General features: G+C 42.3%; 13 protein-coding genes. 10 read left to right on the plus strand and 3 right to left on the minus strand.

Annotated elements, in window-relative coordinates; genetic code table 11:
• Nucleotides 1-38: 38 nt before the first annotated feature.
• The 5 genes from opp3b to ACSYTJ_RS01975 all read left to right on the plus strand — a co-directional run bounded on the left by opp3b (nt 39) and on the right by ACSYTJ_RS01975 (nt 13,055).
• Complete coding sequence (gene opp3b, locus ACSYTJ_RS01955; RefSeq protein ID WP_491717191.1) at nt 39-968, plus strand: oligopeptide ABC transporter permease; 930 nt, start codon at nt 39-41, stop codon at nt 966-968.
• Between the two features lie 3 nt (nt 969-971).
• Entirely contained in the window at nt 972-2,003 is a 1,032-nt protein-coding gene (locus ACSYTJ_RS01960) for an ABC transporter permease (RefSeq protein WP_491717192.1), read from the plus strand.
• 13 nt (nt 2,004-2,016) lie between these two features.
• Entirely contained in the window at nt 2,017-3,093 is a 1,077-nt protein-coding gene (locus tag ACSYTJ_RS01965) for an ABC transporter ATP-binding protein (RefSeq protein ID WP_491717193.1), read from the plus strand.
• A gap of 4 nt (nt 3,094-3,097) precedes the next feature.
• On the plus strand, nt 3,098-4,060 hold the full coding sequence (locus ACSYTJ_RS01970) for an ABC transporter ATP-binding protein (protein ID WP_491717194.1): 963 nt from the start codon (nt 3,098-3,100) through the stop codon (nt 4,058-4,060).
• A 310-nt stretch (nt 4,061-4,370) separates the two neighbouring features.
• On the plus strand, nt 4,371-13,055 hold the full coding sequence (locus tag ACSYTJ_RS01975) for a DUF5776 domain-containing protein (protein WP_491720037.1): 8,685 nt from the start codon (nt 4,371-4,373) through the stop codon (nt 13,053-13,055).
• Nucleotides 13,056-13,241: 186 nt separating this feature from the next.
• On the opposite strand, the gene ACSYTJ_RS01980 is transcribed toward ACSYTJ_RS01975, so the two are convergent.
• A complete protein-coding gene (locus tag ACSYTJ_RS01980) occupies nt 13,242-13,889 on the minus strand; it encodes a histidine phosphatase family protein (RefSeq protein ID WP_491720038.1) in 648 nt (215 codons plus the stop codon).
• Nucleotides 13,890-14,041: 152 nt separating this feature from the next.
• On the opposite strand from ACSYTJ_RS01980, the gene helD reads away from it, so the two are divergent.
• The 5 genes from helD (at nt 14,042) to ACSYTJ_RS02005 (ending at nt 21,345) form a co-directional block, all read left to right on the plus strand.
• Complete coding sequence (helD, locus tag ACSYTJ_RS01985; protein WP_491720039.1) at nt 14,042-16,336, plus strand: RNA polymerase recycling motor HelD; 2,295 nt, start codon at nt 14,042-14,044, stop codon at nt 16,334-16,336.
• Between the two features lie 9 nt (nt 16,337-16,345).
• Nucleotides 16,346-17,269 carry a type I pantothenate kinase gene (gene coaA / locus ACSYTJ_RS01990; protein ID WP_491717198.1) on the plus strand — a complete coding sequence of 308 codons (924 nt, stop codon included), beginning with the start codon at nt 16,346-16,348 and terminating at the stop codon, nt 17,267-17,269.
• Between the two features lie 87 nt (nt 17,270-17,356).
• Entirely contained in the window at nt 17,357-18,913 is a 1,557-nt protein-coding gene (gene guaA / locus ACSYTJ_RS01995; RefSeq protein ID WP_491717199.1) for a glutamine-hydrolyzing GMP synthase, read from the plus strand.
• A 240-nt stretch (nt 18,914-19,153) separates the two neighbouring features.
• Nucleotides 19,154-20,944, plus strand: coding sequence for an SEC10/PgrA surface exclusion domain-containing protein (locus ACSYTJ_RS02000; RefSeq protein ID WP_491720040.1), 1,791 nt, complete (start codon nt 19,154-19,156; stop codon nt 20,942-20,944).
• Between the two features lie 14 nt (nt 20,945-20,958).
• On the plus strand, nt 20,959-21,345 hold the full coding sequence (locus ACSYTJ_RS02005; RefSeq protein ID WP_491720041.1) for a hypothetical protein: 387 nt from the start codon (nt 20,959-20,961) through the stop codon (nt 21,343-21,345).
• A 245-nt stretch (nt 21,346-21,590) separates the two neighbouring features.
• On the opposite strand, the gene ACSYTJ_RS02010 is transcribed toward ACSYTJ_RS02005, so the two are convergent.
• Nucleotides 21,591-22,835, minus strand: coding sequence for a glutamate-5-semialdehyde dehydrogenase (locus ACSYTJ_RS02010; RefSeq protein ID WP_491720042.1), 1,245 nt, complete (start codon nt 22,833-22,835; stop codon nt 21,591-21,593).
• Entirely contained in the window at nt 22,828-23,643 is an 816-nt protein-coding gene (proB, locus tag ACSYTJ_RS02015; protein WP_491717202.1) for a glutamate 5-kinase, read from the minus strand. Before proB ends, ACSYTJ_RS02010 begins: the two co-directional genes overlap by 8 nt.
• Nucleotides 23,644-23,849 lie beyond the last annotated feature (206 nt).

Consider the following 23,849-nt stretch of genomic DNA (forward strand, 5'->3'; position numbering starts at 1 on the left):
TTAACAGAATTATTGAATTAGATTGCGAGGGAAAGCGAATGGTAAAGTATCTGAGTAAGCGGATTTTTTACTTGGTTTTAACATTGTTTATCGTAACAACGATTACGTTCTTTATGATGAAGTTGATGCCAGGAACTCCGTTAACGAATCAAGAAAAATTATCCCCATCAGAAATTCATACTATTTACCAACAATATGGGTTGGATAAGCCCGTTTGGCAACAGTACTTGAACTATCTTGGTGGAGCGGTCACTGGTAATTTTGGAACATCATTCCAATTTAGTGATCAACCAGTTTCATATTTAATTTTTAGTCGAATTGGTGCCTCAATTCAATTGGGGATTCAAGCAATGATTATTGGGGTGTTAGCCGGATTAGTCGTTGGGGCAATTGGTGCGATCAAACGGAACACGTGGATTGATACCACTACGACAATCATCTCCATTTTAGGAGTTTCGGTTCCATCATTTGTGTTGGCCGTATTACTTCAAAACTGGTTTGGATTGCAATTGCGTTGGTTCCCAATCGCTGAATGGGGTGGCCCAATTTACACGGTGCTACCAACTTTAGCGTTAGCAGCATTGCCATTTGCGGAAACGGCACGGTTCATGCGGACTGAAATGATTGATGTTTTAAGCTCCGATTACATTGAATTAGCGAAGGCTAAAGGATTCAGCCAAACGGGAATCATTTACCACCATGCGCTTAGAAATAGTTTGATTCCAATTATTACCATCATTGGACCGTTGTCAGTAAACATCATGACTGGTTCGATGGTAGTTGAAAATATTTTTTCGATTCCAGGAATTGGGGAACAATTTGTTAAGTCGATTCTGACTAATGATTACCCCACCATCATGGGATTAACGATCATGTACAGTTTTATGCTCTGTGTAGTGTTATTACTTACTGATATCGTTTACGGAATTATTGATCCTAGAATTAGAATTACAGGAAAGAAGGGTTAGTCGATGGCAGATAAAGAAACTCAACAATTACCAGCTGATGCGTTTGATCGTCTTCCTGACGGTGCGCATTTAGATAGTGAAAAAATTGCTGCGCCATCATTGACCTTTTTGCAAGATTCATGGCGACGGTTAAAACAAAACAAGGCAGCAATGGTTTCACTTTGGATTTTAGTAATTCTCTTCGTATTAGCATTTGGTTCTATGATTTGGTCTCCAGCCAATCCGAATGCTACCAACCCTGGGCATGCTAATTTACCACCACGGATTCCATTCTTAGAATTTATCCCTGGGTTTAATGGGACCCTAGTTCAAAGTGGCGAACGGGTGAATGCATATGCACAAGCCCACGTTGCTAACGGTGTGAACTACTGGTTAGGGACTGACTACCTTGGTCGGGACCTTCTTTCTCGGATCCTCTATGGGACGCGAATTTCATTGACGATTGCGCTTGTGGCCACTTTCTTTGATTTAACAATCGGGATTGCTTATGGAATGTTCTCAGGTCTTAAGGGTGGCGCCGTTGATAACGTTATGCAACGGATCATTGAAATCATGCTCTCAATTCCAAACTTGATCGTAATGGTATTATTGATCTTGATCTTGAAGCCAGGAATGCCTGCAATTATCATTGCGATTGCGTTCACTAGTTGGATTAACATGGCACGTTTAATTCGGGCTCAGACTTTGGAATTAAAAGACCAAGAATTTGTGTTAGCTGCACGGACCCTTGGTGAAAGTCAATGGAAGATCGCAACGAAGCACTTGCTTCCAAACCTATCAAGTGTGATTATCATTAATACGATGTTCACGATTCCAAATGCGATCTTCTTCGAAGCATTCCTTTCCTACATTGGGATCGGGATTTCAGCACCAAAGGCTTCGTTGGGGACGTTGATCAACAACGGGCAACAAAACTTCCAGTTCTTACCATATCAAATGTGGGGACCTGCAGTTGTCCTAATTATTTTGATGCTAGCCTTTAATATCTTAGGTGACGGGATGCGTGATGCCTTTGATCCAAAATCTAGAAAGTAGGTGCTAATTTACGATGGAAAACCAAAATGATATTCTTGAAGTTCGTGATTTAAAAGTAAATTTTGATACTTACGCTGGTCAGGTCAAGGCGATCCGTGACGTTAGCTTCGATTTGAAGAAGGGTGAAACCTTAGCAATCGTTGGAGAATCTGGTTCTGGTAAAACGGTAACGACTCGAACGATTATGGGGCTAATGGCCAACAACGCCAAAATTGCTGGTGGTAGTATTAAGTATAAAGATAAGGATTTGCTCAAACTGAGTGAAAAAGAGTTAAGTGGATTGCGTGGTAATGATATTGCTGAAATTTTCCAAGATCCGATGACTTCACTTGATCCCACAATGAAGATTGGGCGCCAAGTTGCCGAACCTTTGATGATTCACCAAGGGTTGGATAGAAAAACAGCGATGGGAAAGGCATTAAAGATGCTTGAACTGGTGGGAATCACCAATGCCGAAGCGCGGATTAATGACTTTCCACACCAATTTTCTGGTGGAATGCGCCAAAGAATCGTAATTGCGATTGCGTTAGTTAATAATCCAGAAATTATCATTGCCGATGAACCTACTACTGCTTTGGATGTTACCATTCAAGCTAAAATCTTGGACTTAATGAATGAATTGAAAAACAAGATCGATACTTCGATTATCTTCATTACCCATGATTTAGGGGTCGTTGCCGGAATGGCAGACCGTGTGGCGGTTATGTACGCTGGTAAAATCGTTGAATATGGAACTGTTGATGAAATTTTTTACAATCCTAAACATCCTTATACTTGGGGATTATTGAATTCAATGCCAACCATTAGTACGAAGGGCAACGAATTACCTTCGATTCCTGGGACCCCACCTGATTTGTTAGATCCACCAAAGGGGGATGCGTTCGCACCACGGAACCCATACGTCTTGAAGATCGATACATTAGAACAACCACCGTTCTTTAAGGTTTCTAATACTCATTACGCTGCCACTTGGTTATTAGATAAACGGGCACCTAAGGTAACACCACCCGAACAAATCGTAGAGCGGCAAAAAACGTACGCTAAATTAAAGGGAATTTCACTTGAAGAAGTTCAGAACGGGGGTGAATAGTAAAATGGAAAAGAAGAATGCACCGGTTATTTTAAATGTTGAACATTTAAAACAGTATTTTAACATTACTAAAAAAGATGCTGTTAAGGCTGTTGACGATATTAGCTTTCATATTTTCAAGGGGGAAACCTTTGGTCTAGTTGGTGAATCCGGTTCTGGAAAGACGACGACTGGTCGAGCAATCATTCGATTATACGAACCAACTGCCGGGAAAATTACCTTTGAAGATGAAGATGTTTCAAAGCTCAAGGGTAAACAACAACTGCAAAAGTTTCGGCGTGATATTCAAATGATTTTCCAAGATCCATACGCTTCATTGAACCCACGGATGAAGGTTCGAGACATCATTGCTGAGGGGATTGACATCAATCACCTTGCTAAGGATGAAAACGATCGTAATCAACAAGTGGATGAACTATTAGAAACGGTTGGATTAAGTAAGGAACATGCTACTCGGTATCCGCATGAATTTTCAGGTGGTCAACGGCAAAGAATCGGGATTGCACGGGCATTAGCAGTGAAACCTAAGTTTATCATTGCCGATGAACCAATTTCTGCACTAGATGTTTCGATTCAAGCCCAAGTGGTTAACCTATTAAAGAAACTCCAAAATGAACGGGATTTGACATTTCTATTCATTGCCCATGATTTATCAATGGTTAAGTACATTAGTGATCGAATTGGGGTAATGCACTACGGTAAAATGTTAGAAATTGCGGATGCAGATGAACTCTATGCGCACCCACTTCATAACTATACACGGAGTCTATTATCATCAGTGCCATTTCCAGATCCTGAATATGAACGGAATCGGAAGGTCATTGATTACGATGCTGCCGAAGAAAATGACGGTAAGGAACGCTCAATGGTTGAAGTAGCACCTGGTCATTTTATTCGTGCAAGCGAGGATGAAATTCCTGAATATAAAAAGCGTTTATCAGAAACACCATTATTTAAAGAAGTTTAGCATTAAGGTTCAATCCGAATTGGGTTGAACCTTTTTTGATACGTCATTAGAACTTTTAATAGTTTTAATGGCGTTTTTTTATATTTTAAATATGTGGATTAATTACAATTTAAATACGATTATTAAATGAATATAAATTAATAATTTGAATTTTATTTTGCACGATTTGTATGCACTGAATTAAATTGTTTATAATGGTTAAAAAAAGGTTTTAATCGTTGTATAATAGTATTTATAAAACACAGCCATAATAAGTGCACTATAAAAACCCCCGCTTTTTTAAACTACATAAAAAAGGAGATATTGATTTATGAAATATAATAAATTCGAATATGAAAAAATAAATGATAAAAAAATAATGAAAAAAGTCAAAAAGAACTGGGTCGTGGTTTCCTTTTCAGTTCTTGGCATTTTGAGCACGGGTTTTGTTTACCAAGATAGTGTTCATGCCCAAACGACTGGCGATAACTATAGTTCATTATCAAGTAGCAATGCCGACAGTAATACGACTTCAAATGGTGATAGTGCAAGTAGTATTGCAAGTACTGGGTCTAGCTCTGCATCAAATAATTCACAAAGTACTACAAGCGGTTCTACAAGTGCTGAATCGCAAAGTAATTCCGGATCTAGTAGTGCCGATAGTAGTTCATCCGTTAACAGTACTACTAGTAGTGCCTCAGTAGCTAGTGCTGGACAAAGTAGTGACAATTCAGCAGCTCCTTCAAGTGCTGATAATGGTTCAGTAACGAGTGATAATGATGATGGCTTAGAATTTAGGGATGCTTCTTATGGAGTAACTGATGATAATGGATCAGATTCAGCACTTCAATCTCAAGCTGTTAGCGCTGCTTCAGCATTAGATTCATTTTTAGCTTCGCTCAGTAATGCTAGTGCTGATGGTGTTGGATCATTATTTGCCAGATTCTCTGAAAATAGCACCGCTGCTTCCAATAGCCTCAGTGTTCTTAGCAGTGTTAATAATAGAGTTAGTTCACAAACGGCCGAAAATTTATTTTCATATAATGGTTCTACTCAATCAAACGCATTAGCTAATTCGCTTGCTACATCAGTATCTTTCGCATATTCGAGTGCGGCTTCAGCCGTTTCTACTTATAGTAGTTTATTCTCACAATATAGTTCTGCAAAATCATCAGTAAATGTCGCACTTGTTGGCCTTTCAAGTGCGCTTTCGAATGCCATTAGTGCAAATTCAATTAGTGTTGATTCCATTAATGCCATTAACAGTCAAATTAGTACTTATAGCAATTTAGCTAACGAATATGAATCAGACCGAGTTGATCAAAATAATATTATCTTCAAGGCTTCTAATGCCGCTACCAGTCTTGCTAATTTAGTTGATAAGGCAATTTCAAATGCCAGTAGCGTAGCTTCAATGGGGAACAGTAATCCAGCTAGTAGTTTAGCTGCTTTTGTTAGCAATAATGCAAGCAGTATTGCTAGCATCGATAGTAATGCATCTTCATATATTAATAAGTACAATAGCATTTCTACTGCTAATAATAATTTATTAAATTCATACTCATCGCTATCTGGAGAATATAGTTCATTAAATTCTTGGTATAGTAGTGTGGCTGATACTTATGCAAGTGACGGCATTAAATCAAATTCTTTATTTGCTAATTTCCAAAGCGATTATAGCGGGATCGTTAGTTTGTTTTCTAGTGCGATGTCTGTTATGAGTAGTACCAATAGTGTTAACTCTAGTAACATGGCAATCGTTTCAAAAGCAAGTAGCGACCTATCTTATGGATCAATCGCATCATATGCAAGTTCATTATCCAGTGCAATGGCATCTGCAATTAATTCAGGAATTAGTGATATCACTAACCCATCTAATAGTGCTGAAGCTACTAGTACATTTGCTAATCTGGATTCTGCAATCGTTAGCAGCATTAACGGTATTTCTTCATCTGCCAGTTCTTATTCAACGATTTTAAATAATAATCTGTTTAACGCTAGTAATACTAGTTATCCAATCGTTGCTAGTAGCGTCGTTAATATTTACAGTAGCGCTGACAGCTATCAAAATAGTTTAAACTCAGTTATTAGTTCGATTAATACTAGCAAGGCCTCAAATACAGGTTCTTCTGCATCTTCAGCTAATGCTATTGCATCGAATGCTTCTAATGAAGCTAACTCTGCTAATAGTGCCGCTGCATCGATTGCTTCTAAATTCCCTAATAATGCATCGATTAATAGCTCAGCTGCATCCATCGCTTCAATTGCTAGTGCTGCTAATTCCGATGCTAGCGCTGCATCAAGTGCCGCTAGTGCTGCTAGTTCCTTGGCATCTCAAGCAGCTAGTGCAGCTTCTGCTGGTAATAATTCATCTGCTAGCAGCATGAATTCAGAAGCATCAATTGCTGCCAGTACTGCTAGCTCTGCCGCTAACGACGCAAGCAGCAAAGCCAATGCTGCATCAGCAGCAAATAACTCATTAGCTTCACTTGCTTCTTCTGCCGCATCCGTTGCTTCTAAGACTAGCTCTGATGCCAATTCAGCAGTTTCATCGGCTGATAGTGCTTCAGCAGCTGCTTCGAGTGCAGCTACTGGATCGGAAAACGGCGCATCCGACGCATCGAATGCCGCTTCACGGGCTAGCTCCGTTAGTTCAGATGCATCTTCAGTTGCATCTAATCGTTCTGCTGCTAGTTCAGCCGCTTCTTCAGCTAATCAAGATGCTAGTGCAGTTAGTTCAATGGCATCTAAAAATCCAGATAATTCAGCTGTGAAGAGTGCGAACTCAGCTGCTAGTTCGGCCGCTTCCGTTGCTAATTCTGCTGCTTCTGATGCAGCCAGTGCTAATAATGATGCTTCAAATGCCAACAGTGTTGCTAGTTCAGCCAAAAGTGCGGCTAGTTCGGCAGCTGCTGTGGCCAGTTCTGCTGATATCGTTGCTCATTCAGCATCTGCTGCTGCTAGTGCTGCTGCTGCTAGTGGGGATTCATCAGCTGCTTCTGCTGCAATCAGTTCTGCTCAATCTGCTGCTTCCGTTGCTAGTGCTGCTGCTTCCGTTGCATCCAATGCTAATGATTCTGCTGCCTCCGCTGCTTCTGCCGCCAATTCAGCTTCCACGAGAGCTTCAAATGATTCTGTCGTTGCCTCGAGTGCTAATTCTGTTGCATCAAGCGCTGCTTCTGCTGCATCCAGTGTCCTCTCATCAGGAATTTCTAGTGCCAATAGTGCGGTTAGTTCTGCAGGATCAGTTGTCTCATCCGCTTCGAGTGCAGCTTCAAGTGCTGCTAATGGTGCTAATGGTGACAGTCAATCAGCAAGCGCTACATCATCTCAAGCCAGTTCTGATAGCTCTACGGCAAGCGCTGCTGCTAATAGTGCCGCTAACGATAGTTCTGCAGCCGCTTCAATCGCATCTAAGTATCCAAACAATTCATCAATTGCCTCTGAGGCTAGCGCTGCTTCCAGTGCCGCTTCAGTTGCATCATCAGCAGCTAAGGTAGCTAGCTCGGCTTCTGACGTTGCATCCAGTGCATCATCAGCTGCTGCCAGTGCTAGTGCTGTTGCATCTAGTGCCAACGCTGATGCTAGTTCCGCAAAAAATGACTTTTCATCCGCTGCTTCTGCTGAATCATCCGCAGCTCAGGCAAATGATAGTTCTGCTGCTAGTTCTGCCGCCAGTGCTGCTTCATCAGCTGCTAATCGCGCTAGTTCTGATGCCTCTGTAGCAAACTCAGCATCTGCTGATGCTAGCGCTGCAAAGAGTGCTGGTAATTCAGCTGCTTCAATTGCATCTAGTGCTAATAGCGTTGCTAGTGACGCAGCTAGTGTTGCTAGTTCTGCTGCCAGTGCTGCCAATAATTCGAACAGTGTATCATCATCTGAAGCTGCTTCTAACGCTAGCTCAGGGAATAGTGCCGCATCTAGTGCCAGCGCCGCTACTTCATCAGCATCGAGTGCAATTGTGCCATCAAGTGTAGTTAGCGCGAATGCTTCTAGTGCTGATAGCTACGCTAAGGTTGCCAGTTCCGCTAATAGTGGGGCCAATTCTTCCACCAGCCTTGCAGATAGTAAGACTGATGTATTGAATAGCTATGCATCTCAATTCCCAGCTAACTCATCGATCGCTAGTCAAGTCGCTGTTGCCAGTTCTGCTGATTCAATTGCTCAATCTGCTAATTCAGTTGCCGCTAGTGCTAACAGTGATGCTCAATCAGCTAAATCAGTTGCTGATTCGGCAGCTAATGAAGTTAGTCAACAAGATTCAGTCGTTTCATCCGCTGCGTCCGTTGCTAACTCTGCATCTAGCGCTGCTTCATCATACTACGCGGCTGGTAACACTAGTTCTGGAAACTCTGCTGCTGCTGTTGCTACTAAGGCTGCCAGTGATGCTAGTTCTGCTGTTGTTAAGGCTCAATCAGATTCAGCAAGTGCTAATTCTGCCGTTTCAGCTGCATCGATTGCTGCTTCAAATGCTGAGTCAGCATCTTCCGTTGCTGCCAGCGCTGAATCAGTTATCGATACAGCATTATCAAGTGTTGCAAGTGCTGCTAATAGTGCCAACAGTGCTGCCAACTCTGCATCGGCAGCTAATTCAGCTGCTTCCAGTGCTAATAGTGTTGCTAGTTCTGCTAACTCCACTGCTCAAAGTGCTAGTTCAGGAGCTACGAATGATTCTTCATCCGCTAATAGTGCATCATCACAAGCAGCTTCAAACAATAGTGCTGCCAGTCAAGCGGCCTCTGCTGCATCGACCGCTAGTTCAATTGCATCTAGTGCTGGTAAGCCAGACTCATCGATCGCAAGCGATGCTTCAACCGCATCCAGTGCCGCTAGCGTTGCCTCCAGTGCCGCTTCTGAAGCAAGTAAGCAAAGTGCATCTGCATCATCAGCCAGCGCTGCCGCATCTAATGATGCTTCGACTGCATCGAGTGCAGCTAGTCAGGCCAGTGCAGATAGTTCAACTGCTTCTAGCGCTGCCAGCGTTGCCTCCAGTGCGGCTGCCAACGGTGATAGCTCAACTGCATCTGCCGCAAATAGCGCTGCTTCGAGTGCTGCCAGTGATGCATCTAAGGCTGCTTCAACCGCTAGTTCGGCTGCTTCGGCTGCTAAATCTGATTCAGCAAATGCCTCCAGCGCTGCCAGTGCTGCTCAATCTGCTAACTCAGTTGCTAGTTCAGCCAACAGTACCGCTAGTTCCGCAGCTTCAGATGCTCAATCCAAGGCTGCCAGCTTAGTTCCATCTAATAATACTTTGAATCCAGATCGCGCATCGAGTGCTGCTGCTGATGCGAGTGCTCATGCTAATAATGCTGGAAGTTATGCTTCGGTTGCAACATCTGCTAATAATGGTGCTCAATCCAATAGTGACAAGACTAGTTCAGCAAGTGCTGCTGCTAATTCTGCAGCTTCGACCACTAGTTCGATCGTTAGTCACTATCCAAACAATTCCGCAATTAACAGCTTGAACAGTAGCGCCCAAAGTGCTAGTGCTGTTGCTTCATCAGCAAGTTCTGATGCAGCAGCTGCTGGGGCTTTAGCAAGTTCTGCTGCTTCTGTAGCCCACTCTGCTGCATCAGTTGCAAGTAGCGCCGCTAGCGTCGCTAATTCCGCAAACGCAGTTGCCCAATCAGCAAAGAGTGCGCAACCTTACGATTCCGCTGCTGCTGAATCCGCTGCCAATTCTGCTGCCAGTGCTGATAGCAATGCCGCCAGTGCTGAAAGTGCTGCTAGTGCCGCTGCCTCAGTTGCCATCTCTGCTTCCAATCGGGCTAATAGTGATTCAGAAGTTGCCAGTTCTGCTGCTTCCGTAGCTAGTTCTGCTGCCTCAGCAGCTACTTCGATTGCAAATGCTAACTCCTCAGCAAATGCATCAGCTAATTCAGCTGCATCAAATGCCGCTAATTCAGCTAATAGCAATGCATCAAGTGCTGCCAGTGCTGCATCAGGAGCTTCAAATGATGCCTCAAAGGCTTCGAGTGAAGCGAGTGAAGCCTCAGCAGCTGCATCTAAGGCAGCAAGCATGGCAAGCAACGTTCCAGGAGCTCAATCTGGTGCAAGTACTGCATCTAGCGCAGCAAGTGCAGCTAACTCAGCTGCTAGTGCTGCAAGTAGCAATGCAAGTAAGGCATCCAGTGCTGCTAGTGAAGCTAGTGCCGCTGCCAGTGATGCATCCAGTGCCGCTAGTGAAGCTAGTTCAGCATCTGCTGCTGGCGATAGCTCCGCTGCAAGCAGTGCTGCCTCAAAGGCTGCAAGCGATGCAAGCAAGGCAAGCAGTGCCAATAGTACCGCTAATTCAGCATCTAGTGCTGCAGCGAGTGATGCATCAGAAGCATCTAATGACGCTTCGATTGCCTCGAGTGCGGCTAATTCAATTGCATCTAGCGGGGCAAATAACCCTGGTAGTGCTTCGAGTGCCGCTAGCTCCGCTTCTGCAGATGCTAGTTCCGCAGCAAACGACGCTTCTAAGGCTAATAGTGATGCTTCCAGTGCCGATAATGACGCTAATAATGCTTCATCAGCAGCATCTAAAGCATCTAGCATGGCAAATAATGTGCCAGGAGCTAGTTCAACGGCAAGTATTGCATCCAGCGCTGCTTCGACTGCTAGTTCTGCAGCCAGTGCTGCAAATAGTAACGCTAGTGTTGCCTCGAGTGCTGCTAGTGCTGCTAGTGCTGCTGCCAATGATGCAAGTAATGCTGCCAGTGAGGCTAGTTCAGCTTCCGCTGCTGGCGATAGTGCTGCAACTAGTTCAGCTGAGTCTAGGGCTGCTAGTGCTGCGTCGAATGCCGCTAGTGATTCAAACAATGCTAAGTCAGCTGCTAACGCTGCATCTAGTGATGCCTCGATCGCCTCGAGTGCTGCTTCAACTGCCTCGAGTGCCGCTAGTTCGATCGCATCCAGTGCTGCATTGAATCCAGGGAGCGCAAGTAGCACGGCTAGTTCAGCATCTGCTGATGCTAGCTCCGCTGCTAATAACTCTAATAATGCTTCTAATGCTGCTAAAAGTGCTTCAAACGATGCAAGTGGTGCATCCAGCGATGCATCCAAGGCTGCAAGTGCTGCTAGTCATAACCCAGATGCTAGTTCAAATGCATCTAAGGCCTCGAGTGCTGCAAGTGCCGCTAGTTCGGCCGCTAGTGCTGCAAATAGCGATGCCTCTCAAGCATCTAGCGCTGCATCAACTGCTAGCTCCGCTGCTAGTGATGCAAGTAAGCATGCCAGTGAAGCTAGTTCAGCATCTGCCGCTGGCGATAGCTCTGCAGCTAGTGCTGCTGCATCATCTGCAGCAAACGATGCAAGCAAGGCTGCTAGTGCTTCAAACGATGCAAGCAAGGCCGCAAGTGCTGCATCTAGTGAGGCATCCAATGCAGCCAGTGCTTCTAATGCAGCTAGTTCAGCTGCTAGTGCTGCTATTGCCAGTGATCCAAATAGTAGAGCTAGTGTTGCCAATGTTAATATTAGCAACTACGCTTCAGTTGCGAATGCAGCTAGTGTTGCTGCTAGTCAATACGCTAGTGCTGCTAATAATGATGCCAGCTTTGTTAACAGTGTTGCGAGTGCTAATCCAGTTTCATCAGCATTGTCCCTAGCTAATGTTGCTAATACGGCTTCAGCTGCTGCAAATAATGCTAATAATGCTGCAAGAAGTGCTGCTGCGGTTGCTAATAGTATTTATAGTTCGGCTGTGAATGAATCGCAGGCTGCTAGTTCAGAAGAGTCCCTTGCTAATTCTGCATACAGTGCTGGAAACAGCAGTGCTGGAAGTTCATACATGGCGTTAGCCGCTTCATATGCTAAGAATGCAGAATCGCTTGCTAGTGTTGCTTCTAGTGCTACTTCCGTTGCTGAAATTAATTCATTTAATGCAAGTAACGCAGAAAGTACTGCTTCATCAGCAGCTAATGCTGCCAAGGCCTTCATTGTTAGCTCAGGTACTAATAATGGTGGTTACGTTCCATCTGGTTCAACTGGTAGTTCAGCCGCTAGTGGTAGTGCTAGTTCATCAACATCTAGTTCAAACACCAGCAGCGCTCCTGCTAGTGCTGATTCATCAGATGCAAGCACTGCATCATCTGCTGCTAGCATGGCATCATCTGCTGCTTCTTCTGCACAGAACAACCCACAGGATTCATCTGCAGCTAGTGCAGCTGCTAGTTATGCTAGTCAAGCTGCAAGTGCTGCTAGTCAGGCTGAAGCTGCAGCAAGTGCTGCTAAGAGTGCCGCCAGTGCAGCCGTTAACCAGATGAATAGTGGGAACTCCACAGCTGCTAGTTACTTTGCTAACATCGTTAATTCAGCTAATGGGCAAGAGAGTTTCTTTGCCTCAATGGCTGCCAGTTATGCAAGTTTAGCTATTAGTGCTGCTAATAAGGCGCAGGGGAGTTCAGCTAGTTCTACCGTGGCTAGTTCTAGTGCAGCCGATTCTAATGCTGAATACGAAGCTGGTTTGAAGGCTGGATATGCTACTACCTCTGTTTCACGGAGTAATCTTCGTGGTAAGTCTGAAGCATATCGGAGAGGTTATGTACAAGGCTTCGATAATCGTTTGAAGAATAAGCCACTTCATATCCAAGTTACCAATACGATCTATAAACACAGCAAGGATGTCTTTACCACGGGCAATCGAGGTAAAAAGCTTGCACGTAAGGTTCGTGAAAAACAACAACAGTTTAAGGTCCTTGGAATTTCGGTTAATAAAAACGGCTTAGTTCGTTACATTGTTAAGGGTGGATATGTAACTGCAAATCCAAAATTCGTAATGAATGCTTATTACCAAGAATCAGATCTTAATGATGCTAAAACGATTAAGGTCAGAGTAATTAACTCAAAGGGTGTCTACACTTATAAGACCCTTAAGTTTACTAAAAATGCACGGATAAATTATCTTAAAAAGAGTAAAGTTAATTACAGTATTTCTAAGGTAGTTCCTTATCAATCAATTACTCGTTTTAAAACTAGTGCGGGTCATTACCTAACAACTAACAAACGATTTATTGAATTTGATAATGAAAAATAATGCTTCTAAATAAAAACCAGATAGGGTCTAGACTTTATCAGAATGTGTTTTAGGTGAAGGGCTGTCGGAATTAATCCGATTGCCTTTCACCTTTTTTGTTTAATGGGAAATAAAAAAACTTCTTTAATATTATTAAAGAAGTTTTGAATTTCATATGATCATTGAAGCCTCATAAAACATTAGGCACTAATCAATATGATTATAGTATTCAATTGAGGGGTGATTATCCTTAACGACCATTTTGGTAATACTACCATTCAGAATTGGTTTTGAAATATCAAAGTCACTATATTGTTCGGTGACCCAACGAATGATACTACCATGAGCCGTAACTAAGACGTTATCACCATCACTAGCATGCTCTAAAATTCGTTTTAAGCCAGGTTGAAAGCGTGCTCGAATCATATCATCGTCTTCAGCTTGGTTATATGGATCAGCCTTGCGAATAAGGGTTGCAGTCCCACCCATTCCTAGCTTTTTAAGCATTTCACTAAAATCATTAAAACCTTCTGGTCCACCAATAACGTGCCATGCTTGACCGCTATCGTTTCCTTCAAAGTAACCAAAGTTTTCCTCACGAAAAGCCTTGTCCAATAATGGTTCTTTTACATCACTTGGGTTTTTAGCTAAAATATGACGACCTGTATTAGCAGCTCTTGGTAGGTCACTTGAATATGCGGCATTAAAATTAATATTTTTAAGCCGTTCACCAGCATTATCAGCATCTGCAATTCCCTTTTTAGTTAATGGGGCATCAATAATTCCTTGAATGCGATTATAATAGTTTAAATAAGTTTGACCATGACGAACAAAATATATGTTTACGGTTGTCATAAATATCCTCCTCAGTAATGCTAATTAATACCTTAATTTTATCATATTTAATGATGAAAGTGATTAATTGTGATTTTACAGCGTTTTAGTTTGTTATTAGCTGAAATTGTGCTAAAATATTTATTCAAGTTTTGAAGTTAGGAGATAAAAAAATGGCTGACTCGATTAAAGAATATGAACAGCATCACTTAGATATAGTAGAAGATGAAATCAGAACCCAAAAGCACAAATTTGAGATTAGTGCTAAAAAAGCAGAAAACGATGAAACGGCGATTCAGGATAATTTTTATAATGATGTCCGCGTCAATACGGGGACCTATAGTGGCTTAATGGATACCTCTATTTCGATTAGACAACAACAACAGTTGCTAGATGAACGACAAAATAGTTGGAACAATGCCACTTTCCAAATCGAAAAATTAAAACGGCTCCAAGAACGTCCATACTTTGCGCGACTTGATATTCGTGAGAATGGTGAAGATCACGATGAAACCATCTACATTGGCCTAGCATCGTTATCAGACGCTCCTGATCATTACTTGATTTATGATTGGCGGGCACCCATCTCCAGTATTTACTATGAAAACAAGTTGGGAGAAGTTCAGTATGTAGCTCCTGATGGTGAACAAACTGTTGATGTAAAGCTCAAACGGCAATTCCAAATTGAAAATGGTAAAATTAAAACGATTTTTGATACCGATGCAGCAATTGGTGATCAGCTTTTGTTAAATAACTTGAGCAACCAGTCCAGCACTAAGATGAAGAGTATTGTTACTACGATTCAAAGGGAACAAAATCAAATCATTCGTGACACTAAGTCTAATTTACTATTTGTTCAGGGGGCTGCAGGTTCTGGAAAAACGGCTGCGGTCTTACAACGAATTGCGTTTTTACTATATCGTTATCGGGGAAAACTTAATTCTTCACAAGTAATTTTATTTTCACCAAATCAACTGTTCAATGATTATATTAACCAGGTCCTCCCTGAATTAGGGGAACAAAACATGGTTCAGATGACTTATTACCAATACGCCAGCCATCGGTTACCCCATTTAGCAGTGGAAAACCTTTCCCAACGCTTTTTAGAAGATAATTCTGGGGCCACCCATAAACGCAAAATTAATGATTTTAAAAGTAGTCTGCCTTATTTTGAGGCGGTCACCAAGTATGCTGAGGCATTGAATCATTCTGGAATGCGCTTTAGAAACATTAAGTTTCGTGGTGAAATTTTGTTCAGCAAAGAGATGATCCGCGACATTTATTATGGTTTTAACAATTATTATAACCTACGAAACCGCATTGATGGGACCCGCGAAGCCTTAGTGAAGCGATTGAACAACCGCATTAAGTCTGAAATTAAGACCAAGTGGGTGGAAAATGCGATTCAAGACCTAAGCGATGAACAAATCAGGACCCTGCGGATGGGCCACCCAGATGACTTTGCCGACCATAATGCAGAGTATCGGTTCTTAGCAAAGCATATTGTAATTGGTGCGTTTAAAAAGATCCATAAACAAATCATTCATAATCGTTTTTTGAGTATTAACCAACAAACGGTTGATATGCTAAGAAAAATCCCTAAATTAATCGATTTAAGCCAGAATACTATTAACGAGGCCGAATGGAAGGCGGGCATTAATTCAACGATTAAGGGCCTTAAGAATGGCCAAATTTCAATGGCTGACGTATCACCATACTTGTACCTATATGATAAGATGACTGGTCGCCACGTTAATCGTGATATTCGATACTTCTTTATTGATGAAGTCCAAGACTACACGCCGTTCCAGATTGCGTTTTTAAAGTATAACTTCCCACGGGCTAAGTTCACTTTGCTAGGGGACTTGAACCAAGCTATTTTTACCCATGAAAATAGCCGCAGCATGATGAAGGGCTTAGCAATTATGTTCGATCCTGAAACAACACGGGTGATCGAATTAAATAAATCATATCGTTCAACGGAACAGATTACTGACTTTAGCAAGTACCTTTTAGGTAATGATACAAAGATTGAATCATTTGCACGGCAGGGTGCATTACCAACGATTAAGGTTGCTAAAAATAATACTGCTGCTTTGGATGCCTTGGAATCTGTTATCCAGGCTGAATCAGGAGAAACGATTGCGGTGATTGGCAAGACCCTTGCTGATTGTGAATCCCTTAGTGCACAATTAAATGAACGGGGAATTAAAAATAATTTATTGCGCACCGAAAACCAACGACTTACCAATGGGGTATTAGTAATTCCATCGTATCTTGCAAAGGGGCTAGAATTTGACTCTGTTGTAATGTGGGATGCTTCTAAAAAGCAATATCCTGGTAAGGATGATAGTCAACTCGTTTACACAATTTGTACGCGGGCAATGCATGATCTCACTGTGATTTCAAATGGGGAATTATCACCGCTATTTGCTGCAGTCCCAAGCCAACGCTACCAGTTAAGTTAGGAGCGACCCATGAGTAAACCGATTAACTACTATTCATTTACCAAGGAACGGTGGAGTGAATTTTACTCCGCTCAATCGTTGCCAGTGACTAAAAAGGGCCTCAAACGGGTCAAGGCGTTCAATGATGAGATTTCATTGAAGGACGTTCGGGATGTCTATATCCCACTGGTCCATCTGTTAAAATTAAGAACTGATAGTTTTAACCAGTGGCAGGCAACGCGAGCGGACTTTTTACAACAACCCCACCGTAAGATCCCGTTCATTATTGGGATTTCAGGGAGTGTAGCAGTCGGCAAGTCAACGACTGCACGTTTATTAGAGCTGCTACTATCTTATTTTTTGAATGACCGTAAGATTCAATTGATCACGACGGATGGATTCTTGTATCCCACCGCGGAGCTACAACGACGGCATTTAATGGATCGTAAGGGCTTTCCGGAAAGTTATGACATGGCGCGGCTGATCTATTTTTTAGATCAGGTCAAGGATGGCCAAAAAGACGTGAAGGCACCCGTTTATTCACATGATGTTTACGATATTATTCCAAATCGTTATGATATTATCGACCGTCCTGATATCTTGATCATTGAAGGAATCAACACCTTACAGCTGCCTAGTAATCAACAAATCTACGTTAGTGATTTTACTGACTTTTCGATCTATATTGATGCTGATCCGAAGTTGATCGAGAGTTGGTATTTAGACCGCTTTGCAAAACTAATGGATACGGCGTTCATGAACCCCTCTAACTATTACTATGATTATGCAACCGGCGATCGGGATGAAGCGATGAAAATGGCAAAACGGGTGTGGCGTGACATTGATATGCCGAACCTAACTGATAACATTCTCCCCACTAGAAGTCGGGCCAATATGATTATTCATAAAGCAAAACATCACATTATTGATGAGCTATTGTTGCGGAAATACTAGAATTTAATTTGACCTTGACCTAGTTTATCGATTATCATTATTGATATAAAAATAATTTGTTTGAATTATGTGAAAGGGTGTAACGGCTTGGCTAATATTGATTTATCTGCATTCGATAAGATTTTGGTATTAGATTTTGGGAGTCAATACAATCAATTGATTACCCGTCGAATCCGAGATTTGGGTGTTTACTCAGAATTAAAACCCCATACGATGACTGCTGAAGAAGTTAAAGAATGGGGACCAAAGGGAATTATCTTCTCTGGTGGTCCTAATAGTGTGTACGATAAGGACTCATTAAGTGTCGATCCTAAGATTTTTGAGTTGGGAATTCCAATTTTGGGAATTTGTTATGGGATGCAATTAATGGCATACACCCTTGGTGGTGGTGAAGTTAAGTCTTCCAACGGTCAATACGGCCATGCTGATATTGACGTGACCGAACAAAATAAAGAGACCCTTTTCACTGGCCTTCCAGAAAAACAACCAGTTTGGATGAGTCATGGGGACTTAGTGACCAAGGTTCCCGATGGTTTTGAAAGTGTTGCAACGACTGAAGAATGCCCAATCACTGCAATGCAAGATACTGCTCGCAAGTTCTACGGGGTGCAATTCCATGCCGAAGTTCGCAATACCAAGTATGGAAATGACATCTTGAAGAACTTCGCATTTAAGGTCTGTGGAGCAAAAGCGAACTGGACGATGGATGATTTCATCGACTTACAAGTAAACTCCATCCGCCAAGAAGTTGGCGACCAAAAGGTCATCTTGGCCCTCTCTGGTGGGGTGGACTCCAGTGTCGTTGCCGCATTATTGAACCGTGCAATTGGTGATCAATTGACTTGTATCTTCGTTGACCACGGTTTGATGCGCAAGGACGAACCAGAACAAGTGATGAAGGCCTTAAACGAAGATCTCGGGGTTAACATCATTAAGGTCGATGCGCAAAAACGGTTCTTAGATAAATTAGCCGGCGTTTCAGACCCAGAACAAAAGCGTAAGATCATCGGAAATGAATTCATTCAAGTGTTCAACGATGAAGCCGCTAAGCTCAAGGATATTAAGTTCTTAGCTCAAGGGACGCTTTACACCGACGTGATCGAAAGTGGAACTGATACTGCCCAAACTATCAAGTCACACCACAACGTTGGTGGATTACCAGAAGACATGCAATTTAAGTTGATCGAACCACTTCGCTCACTCTTTAAGGATGAAGTGCGGGTGCTAGGTAAGAAGCTTGGGATTGCTGACGACCTTGTTTGGCGGCAACCATTCCCAGGGCCTGGCCTTGGGATTCGGGTGATCGGTGCGATTACCGAAGAAAAACTCCACTTGGTTCGGGAAACCGATGCGATTTTACGAGATGAAATTGCAAAGGCGGGGCTTCAACGCGAAGTATGGCAATACTTCACCGTTCTGCCTGGCTTTAAGAGTGTCGGGGTCATGGGTGATGGCCGAACTTACGAATACACGATTGCGATTCGGGCTGTTTCATCGATTGATGGAATGACGGCTGACTTTTCACAAATTCCATGGGATGTCTTATCCAAGATCTCCACTCGGATGGTTAACAGTGTGAAGGGAATCAATCGGATTGTGTACGACATCACGAGTAAGCCACCTTCGACAATTGAATGGGAATAAATAATAATAACTTGAAGCCTAATGGTTGATTTAACAGCATTTTAAGTTGTTGCAAAGCGGATTGATTTGGAGAATTAAACATGGTTCCCCATCCAAAACCCCACCTAGATTTTAAATCTAAGTGGGGTTTTATTTTACATATTTTTATTAACTGTCTTATTATAGATTTTAGGATTTAATAAATGTTATAATCAAATTAAGATATTTTTAATTTTATTTATAGAAGGAGATTACATATTAATGGATAAGAGAGTCAATCGTGCACTGTTAACTGCTGGGATTGCTGCTGCATTTTTTGGTGCTGGAGCAACCGCTGCCCATGCTGATACGGTTAATCCTTCACCGCAATCTACTAATTACCAGAATGCCACTGCTAATGCTAATAAGGCTCAGCAGTCAGTTGATTACACTCAGCAATTGATCAATATCAATCAGTCTGCAATCGCTAGTGCGCAATCTGAATTAGCTACCCAGAGTAATGCTTTAAGTGATAAGCAGTCACAGTTGGCATCTGCACAGAGTAGCAGCACTAGCAATATTACTCCTGCCCAGGCTCAAGCGAACGTTAACGCTAAGCAATCTGACTTGAACAATTGGCAAGCTCAATACGATGCCGCTAACGCTAAGTACGCCCAATTGACCGCTAACCAAGTTCCACAAATCACCTTACCAAGTGGCACGAACGCTAGCAATATGGGCTTTTGGAGTAACGACCAATGGGCCCAATGGGCCAGTCAAGTCCAAGTCCCCGCTTATCAAGACAATCAAGCCGCGATGAACGAACATGTTGACTTGAACCATTTGACCAGTGACCAAAACGCCCAAATGCAAGCCTTCTTTGGCCAACTTGAAAATAGCGTCTTACAACAAGCCGGCCAACCATTGGCTTACTTTGGCGCCAACGGGACGCAAAACATTATGAACCAAATCACCGCTGGTTATAGTCAAGACAATTGGAGTATTTACTACAAAGATGGGCATGATTTGAACGCCTTGAACAACGCCACCAGTAATAACGGGATTCAATCCTCATGGCGCGAAAACTATTCATCCGGATTCAACACTAGTGGTGATTTTGGGATTCCGGCTCAATACATGCCCGCTCCATATAATCCCAGCATGACGATGAACGATGTTTACAAGATGATTTATCGTGAATATACCAGTATGCTCACCCAAGATGGTGATAGTAACTGGGGCCATACGCGTAATTTCTTGCAGACCAATCAAGCATCCTTTTTGCCCCGCAGTTACTGGAGCGTCGGCTTCGATACGCTCGGCCAAGCCCACTTCTTTAGTGCGATGATGCCAACACCTGATAGTCCAATTTGGGGGGCAAATGGAAGCCAACTTGATGTTACCAACGCCTACGTTGCCCAACCCGTCCAAGTCGACACGAATGCCATCAACCAGGCAAAAGCCACCGTGGCCAGTCTGCAAACCCAAGTGACCTTGAGCAAGCGGAGTTTAGCCTATGCCCAAGCCGAACTCGGGAACACGAACAACGGCAACAAACAAGCTTTAATCAGTAGTTTGCAAAACGATATCCAGGGCTTGACCGATACGATTAGTCAATTGCGAAGTCAAATCAACACCCGGAGTCAAACCGTCAATAGCTTGACCCAACAATTGAGTCAACTAAAACAACAAGCTACCGTGGCTGTGAATGCGGCACAGGCTTATCAACCGGTCGTAACGCCGGGTAATTCCAGCAGTACAAATGCAGGTCAAACTGTTAATAATACCGCTGGATCTAGTACTAATGCTAACCAGGTTGCCCCAAATAGTGGTTCCAGTACCACTAATAATTCATCAAGTGATATTGATTCTAATGATGATAATACTGGAACTACTGGTACCAGTAGCACAACGAGCAATCATAAGAAGCATAAGCAAGTTAAAAAGCACGTTAAAAAGGCTAAACATAAGAAGGCCAAGGCTAAAAAGAAAGTTAAGAAATCTAAGCGGCATGTCAAGAAGGCAAAAAAGCATGTCAAAAAGGCCAAGAAACACACCACTAAAAGAAGATAGGGAAGCGATTTACAATGAAATTTAATAAGCTGATTTTAGGATTGGCCGTTACTGCTGGACTAAGTTTTACATTTAGCAATATTAATGTAAATGCAGCTACTTGGCATAAGGGAACTCCAAAAGTATTGAGAGGCAAGTATAAATCACATAAATATGGTGCTGATTTAATGTCGACTTTAAATATTACAAAGACAAAAATGATTTATTGGACTTCTGGGATTCCAGTTCAAAATGGATATAATCTTAGTTATAAGATTACAGGTAATCACAAGTACGTCTTAAGATACAGCATTAAATCAAGTGGGATTCTTCATGGTGGGAAAAATTTAAAATTCACTATGAAAAAAATAGGCAAGAATATTAAAATTGGAAATGATTCCCATTTGCTATATAAGTATTAATTATGACGATAAAAGAGCGATCAAGATTAAAATGTCTTGACCGCTCTTTTATTGTCTAAGTTCCCTTTTAGTTTGGATAATTTATCAACCATTAAAAAGATTGCAAACTTATGGTTAAATTTTAATAGGGTTCGTTGTTAAAGTTGCTTTCGAATGCCTCTTTAAAAGCCTTGACTAACTTTTTTGATCCTGTTTATATCATCATAGCGTCTTCAAGCTATTAAGTCATGGATGGCGTTTTATCCTTACTTTCTGGTCTGGCCATCCCCGTTGATTACATACTTATACGAAGTTAAGGCTTCCAATCCCATCGGGCCACGGGCATGTAATTTTTGGGTGGAGATTCCGATTTCAGCTCCAAACCCAAATTCAAATCCATCAGTGAAGCGCGAAGAGGCGTTCACGTAAACACAAGCAGCATCAACTTGTTTTTGAAATTGGACTCCCGCTTGGTAGTTGTCAGAAACGATTACCTCGGAATGGTGGGTCCCATAATGGTTGATCCATTCGATGGCCGCAGCTTCTGAATCGACCACCTTAATGGCAATGATCAACGCATTGTATTCAGTTTGCCAATCTTCATTGGTTGCTGGAATCACGCCTGGCACGATCATGCGGGTTTGTTCATCCCCCCGCACCTCGACGTTGGCGTTAGTGAGTTCACTCACGATCTTAGGCAGCATTTTAGCTGCGACATCTTTGTGAATTAGGATCTTTTCGGTTGAGTTACATACGGAAGGACGTTGGACCTTACCATTAATAATGATATCAACGGCCATTTTCAGCTCTGCATCCTTGTCAACGTAGATATGACAATTACCAGCACCGGTTTCAATCACGGGGACGCTAGCGTGTTTTACTACGGCTTGAATCAACCTGGCACTCCCGCGGGGAATTAAAACGTCAACATAGTCGGTTAGTTCCATGAATTGTTGGGCAAGCTCATGTGCAGAATCATCGATGATTTGAACGATGTTTGGGTCTAACTTATGGCTTTTTAAGACGGCGCGCAGAATCGATGCTAAAGCGAGGTTAGAATGCATTGCTTCCTTGCCACCCCGTAAGATGACCGCGTTACCTGCCTTAAAGCATAGTCCCGCAGCATCAATGGTCACGTTGGGGCGGGCTTCATAGATCATTCCAATTACGCCCAAGGGAACGCGTTGTTTGATTACCCGCAGTCCATTTTCAGTTTCCCAACCGCCATCAATTGAGGCGATCGGGTCCTTTAGTTCGACTAGTTTGCGCAGCCCAGTTGCCATGTTGGCAATGCGTGAATCATCTAGTTTTAGCCGATCTAAAAAGCGGGGTTCGATATTCGGATTTGCTAAATCCTTTTGATTAGCATTTAAAATGGTGGGGGTGGCCTGTTCTATTGCATCAGCGAATGCGAGCAAGATATCATTTTTTTGTTTCGTACCTAAGTTACTGGCGGTAAAGCTAGCATGCTTGGCGTTTTTACCCAATTGAATTAAATCATCCTTATTCATTATTACGACCCTCCGGTTTCTTAGTACTGAAGTAGGTGCCGACATTGGCACCTGAGATTAGTTGTTCAATAATTGCTGGATCTTGACCATTTAAAATGGCCATTTCTTTGTGGTGTTCAAGGATTAACCGAGCGGCGTTTAGCTTGGTGGCCATTCCACCAGTTCCGAATTGAGAACCGTGGCCGCCAGCGACTTTCATCAAGTTATCGTTGACCTCTGGAATCCATTGCAATAACTTTGCGTCGGGATTGTTTTTAGGGTTGGCATCATAAAGGCCATTAATATCGGACAGGATGATTAATAGGTCAGCATCAACGAAGTTAGTCACGATGGCGGCTAGTTGATCATTTTCACCAAAGGTAGTTTGATGATTAAATTCATCGACCGAAACGGCATCGTTTTCGTTGATGATCGGGATGACATTGTTTTTCAAGAGGGTGTTAATGGTTTGCAAAACGTTTTGGCGACTTTTAGGATAGTCAACAACGTCCCTGGTTAGTAACAGTTGGGCAACGGTTTGATCGGATGCTTTAAATTGATCAGAGTAAATGTCCATTAACTCACTTTGGCCAATTGCGGATAGGGCTTGTAATTCGGCGATTTGTTCTGGTCGATTTTTGATTCCAACCGTGTTCATGCCGACCCCGACTGCCCCAGACGTCACTAGGATGACCTCAAATTGCTGTTTGCGTAATGTACTCAATACTGCGGTCAATGTTTTAATTACTGGTAGTTTAACGTTACTGTCGGAATCAATAATGGAACTAGTCCCGATTTTGACAACAATGCGTTGGTTTTTATTTTTCATATTGTTTATCCCTTCATTCTTTAAATCTAGTTTACTTTAATTGAGCGTTTCTAACAATTAAATTAGATTTATAATCATCAAAATAATTATGTTACATTTAACTCAAAACTATTGATTGAATTCATATTCATCATTATAATTGATGTTATGTTAGTATATTGATGGCTCAACTTTGCTATATCGCAGTGAGCTGGCACTCAATTAAA

The sequence above is a fragment of the Nicoliella sp. ESL1113 genome (assembly GCF_058509245.1).

Excerpts from the sequence above, each read along its gene's own strand:
- opp3b (WP_491717191.1), top strand. The coding sequence starts at position 39 with ATGGTAAAGTATCTGAGTAAGCGGATTTTTTACTTGGTTTTAACATTG.
- ACSYTJ_RS01960 (WP_491717192.1), top strand. The coding sequence starts at position 972 with ATGGCAGATAAAGAAACTCAACAATTACCAGCTGATGCGTTTGATCGT.
- ACSYTJ_RS01965 (WP_491717193.1), top strand. The coding sequence starts at position 2,017 with ATGGAAAACCAAAATGATATTCTTGAAGTTCGTGATTTAAAAGTAAAT.
- ACSYTJ_RS01970 (WP_491717194.1), top strand. The coding sequence starts at position 3,098 with ATGGAAAAGAAGAATGCACCGGTTATTTTAAATGTTGAACATTTAAAA.
- ACSYTJ_RS01975 (WP_491720037.1), top strand. The coding sequence starts at position 4,371 with ATGAAATATAATAAATTCGAATATGAAAAAATAAATGATAAAAAAATA.
- ACSYTJ_RS01980 (WP_491720038.1), bottom strand. The coding sequence starts at position 13,889 with ATGACAACCGTAAACATATATTTTGTTCGTCATGGTCAAACTTATTTA.
- helD (WP_491720039.1), top strand. The coding sequence starts at position 14,042 with ATGGCTGACTCGATTAAAGAATATGAACAGCATCACTTAGATATAGTA.
- coaA (WP_491717198.1), top strand. The coding sequence starts at position 16,346 with ATGAGTAAACCGATTAACTACTATTCATTTACCAAGGAACGGTGGAGT.
- ACSYTJ_RS02000 (WP_491720040.1), top strand. The coding sequence starts at position 19,154 with ATGGATAAGAGAGTCAATCGTGCACTGTTAACTGCTGGGATTGCTGCT.
- ACSYTJ_RS02005 (WP_491720041.1), top strand. The coding sequence starts at position 20,959 with ATGAAATTTAATAAGCTGATTTTAGGATTGGCCGTTACTGCTGGACTA.
- ACSYTJ_RS02010 (WP_491720042.1), bottom strand. The coding sequence starts at position 22,835 with ATGAATAAGGATGATTTAATTCAATTGGGTAAAAACGCCAAGCATGCT.
- proB (WP_491717202.1), bottom strand. The coding sequence starts at position 23,643 with ATGAAAAATAAAAACCAACGCATTGTTGTCAAAATCGGGACTAGTTCC.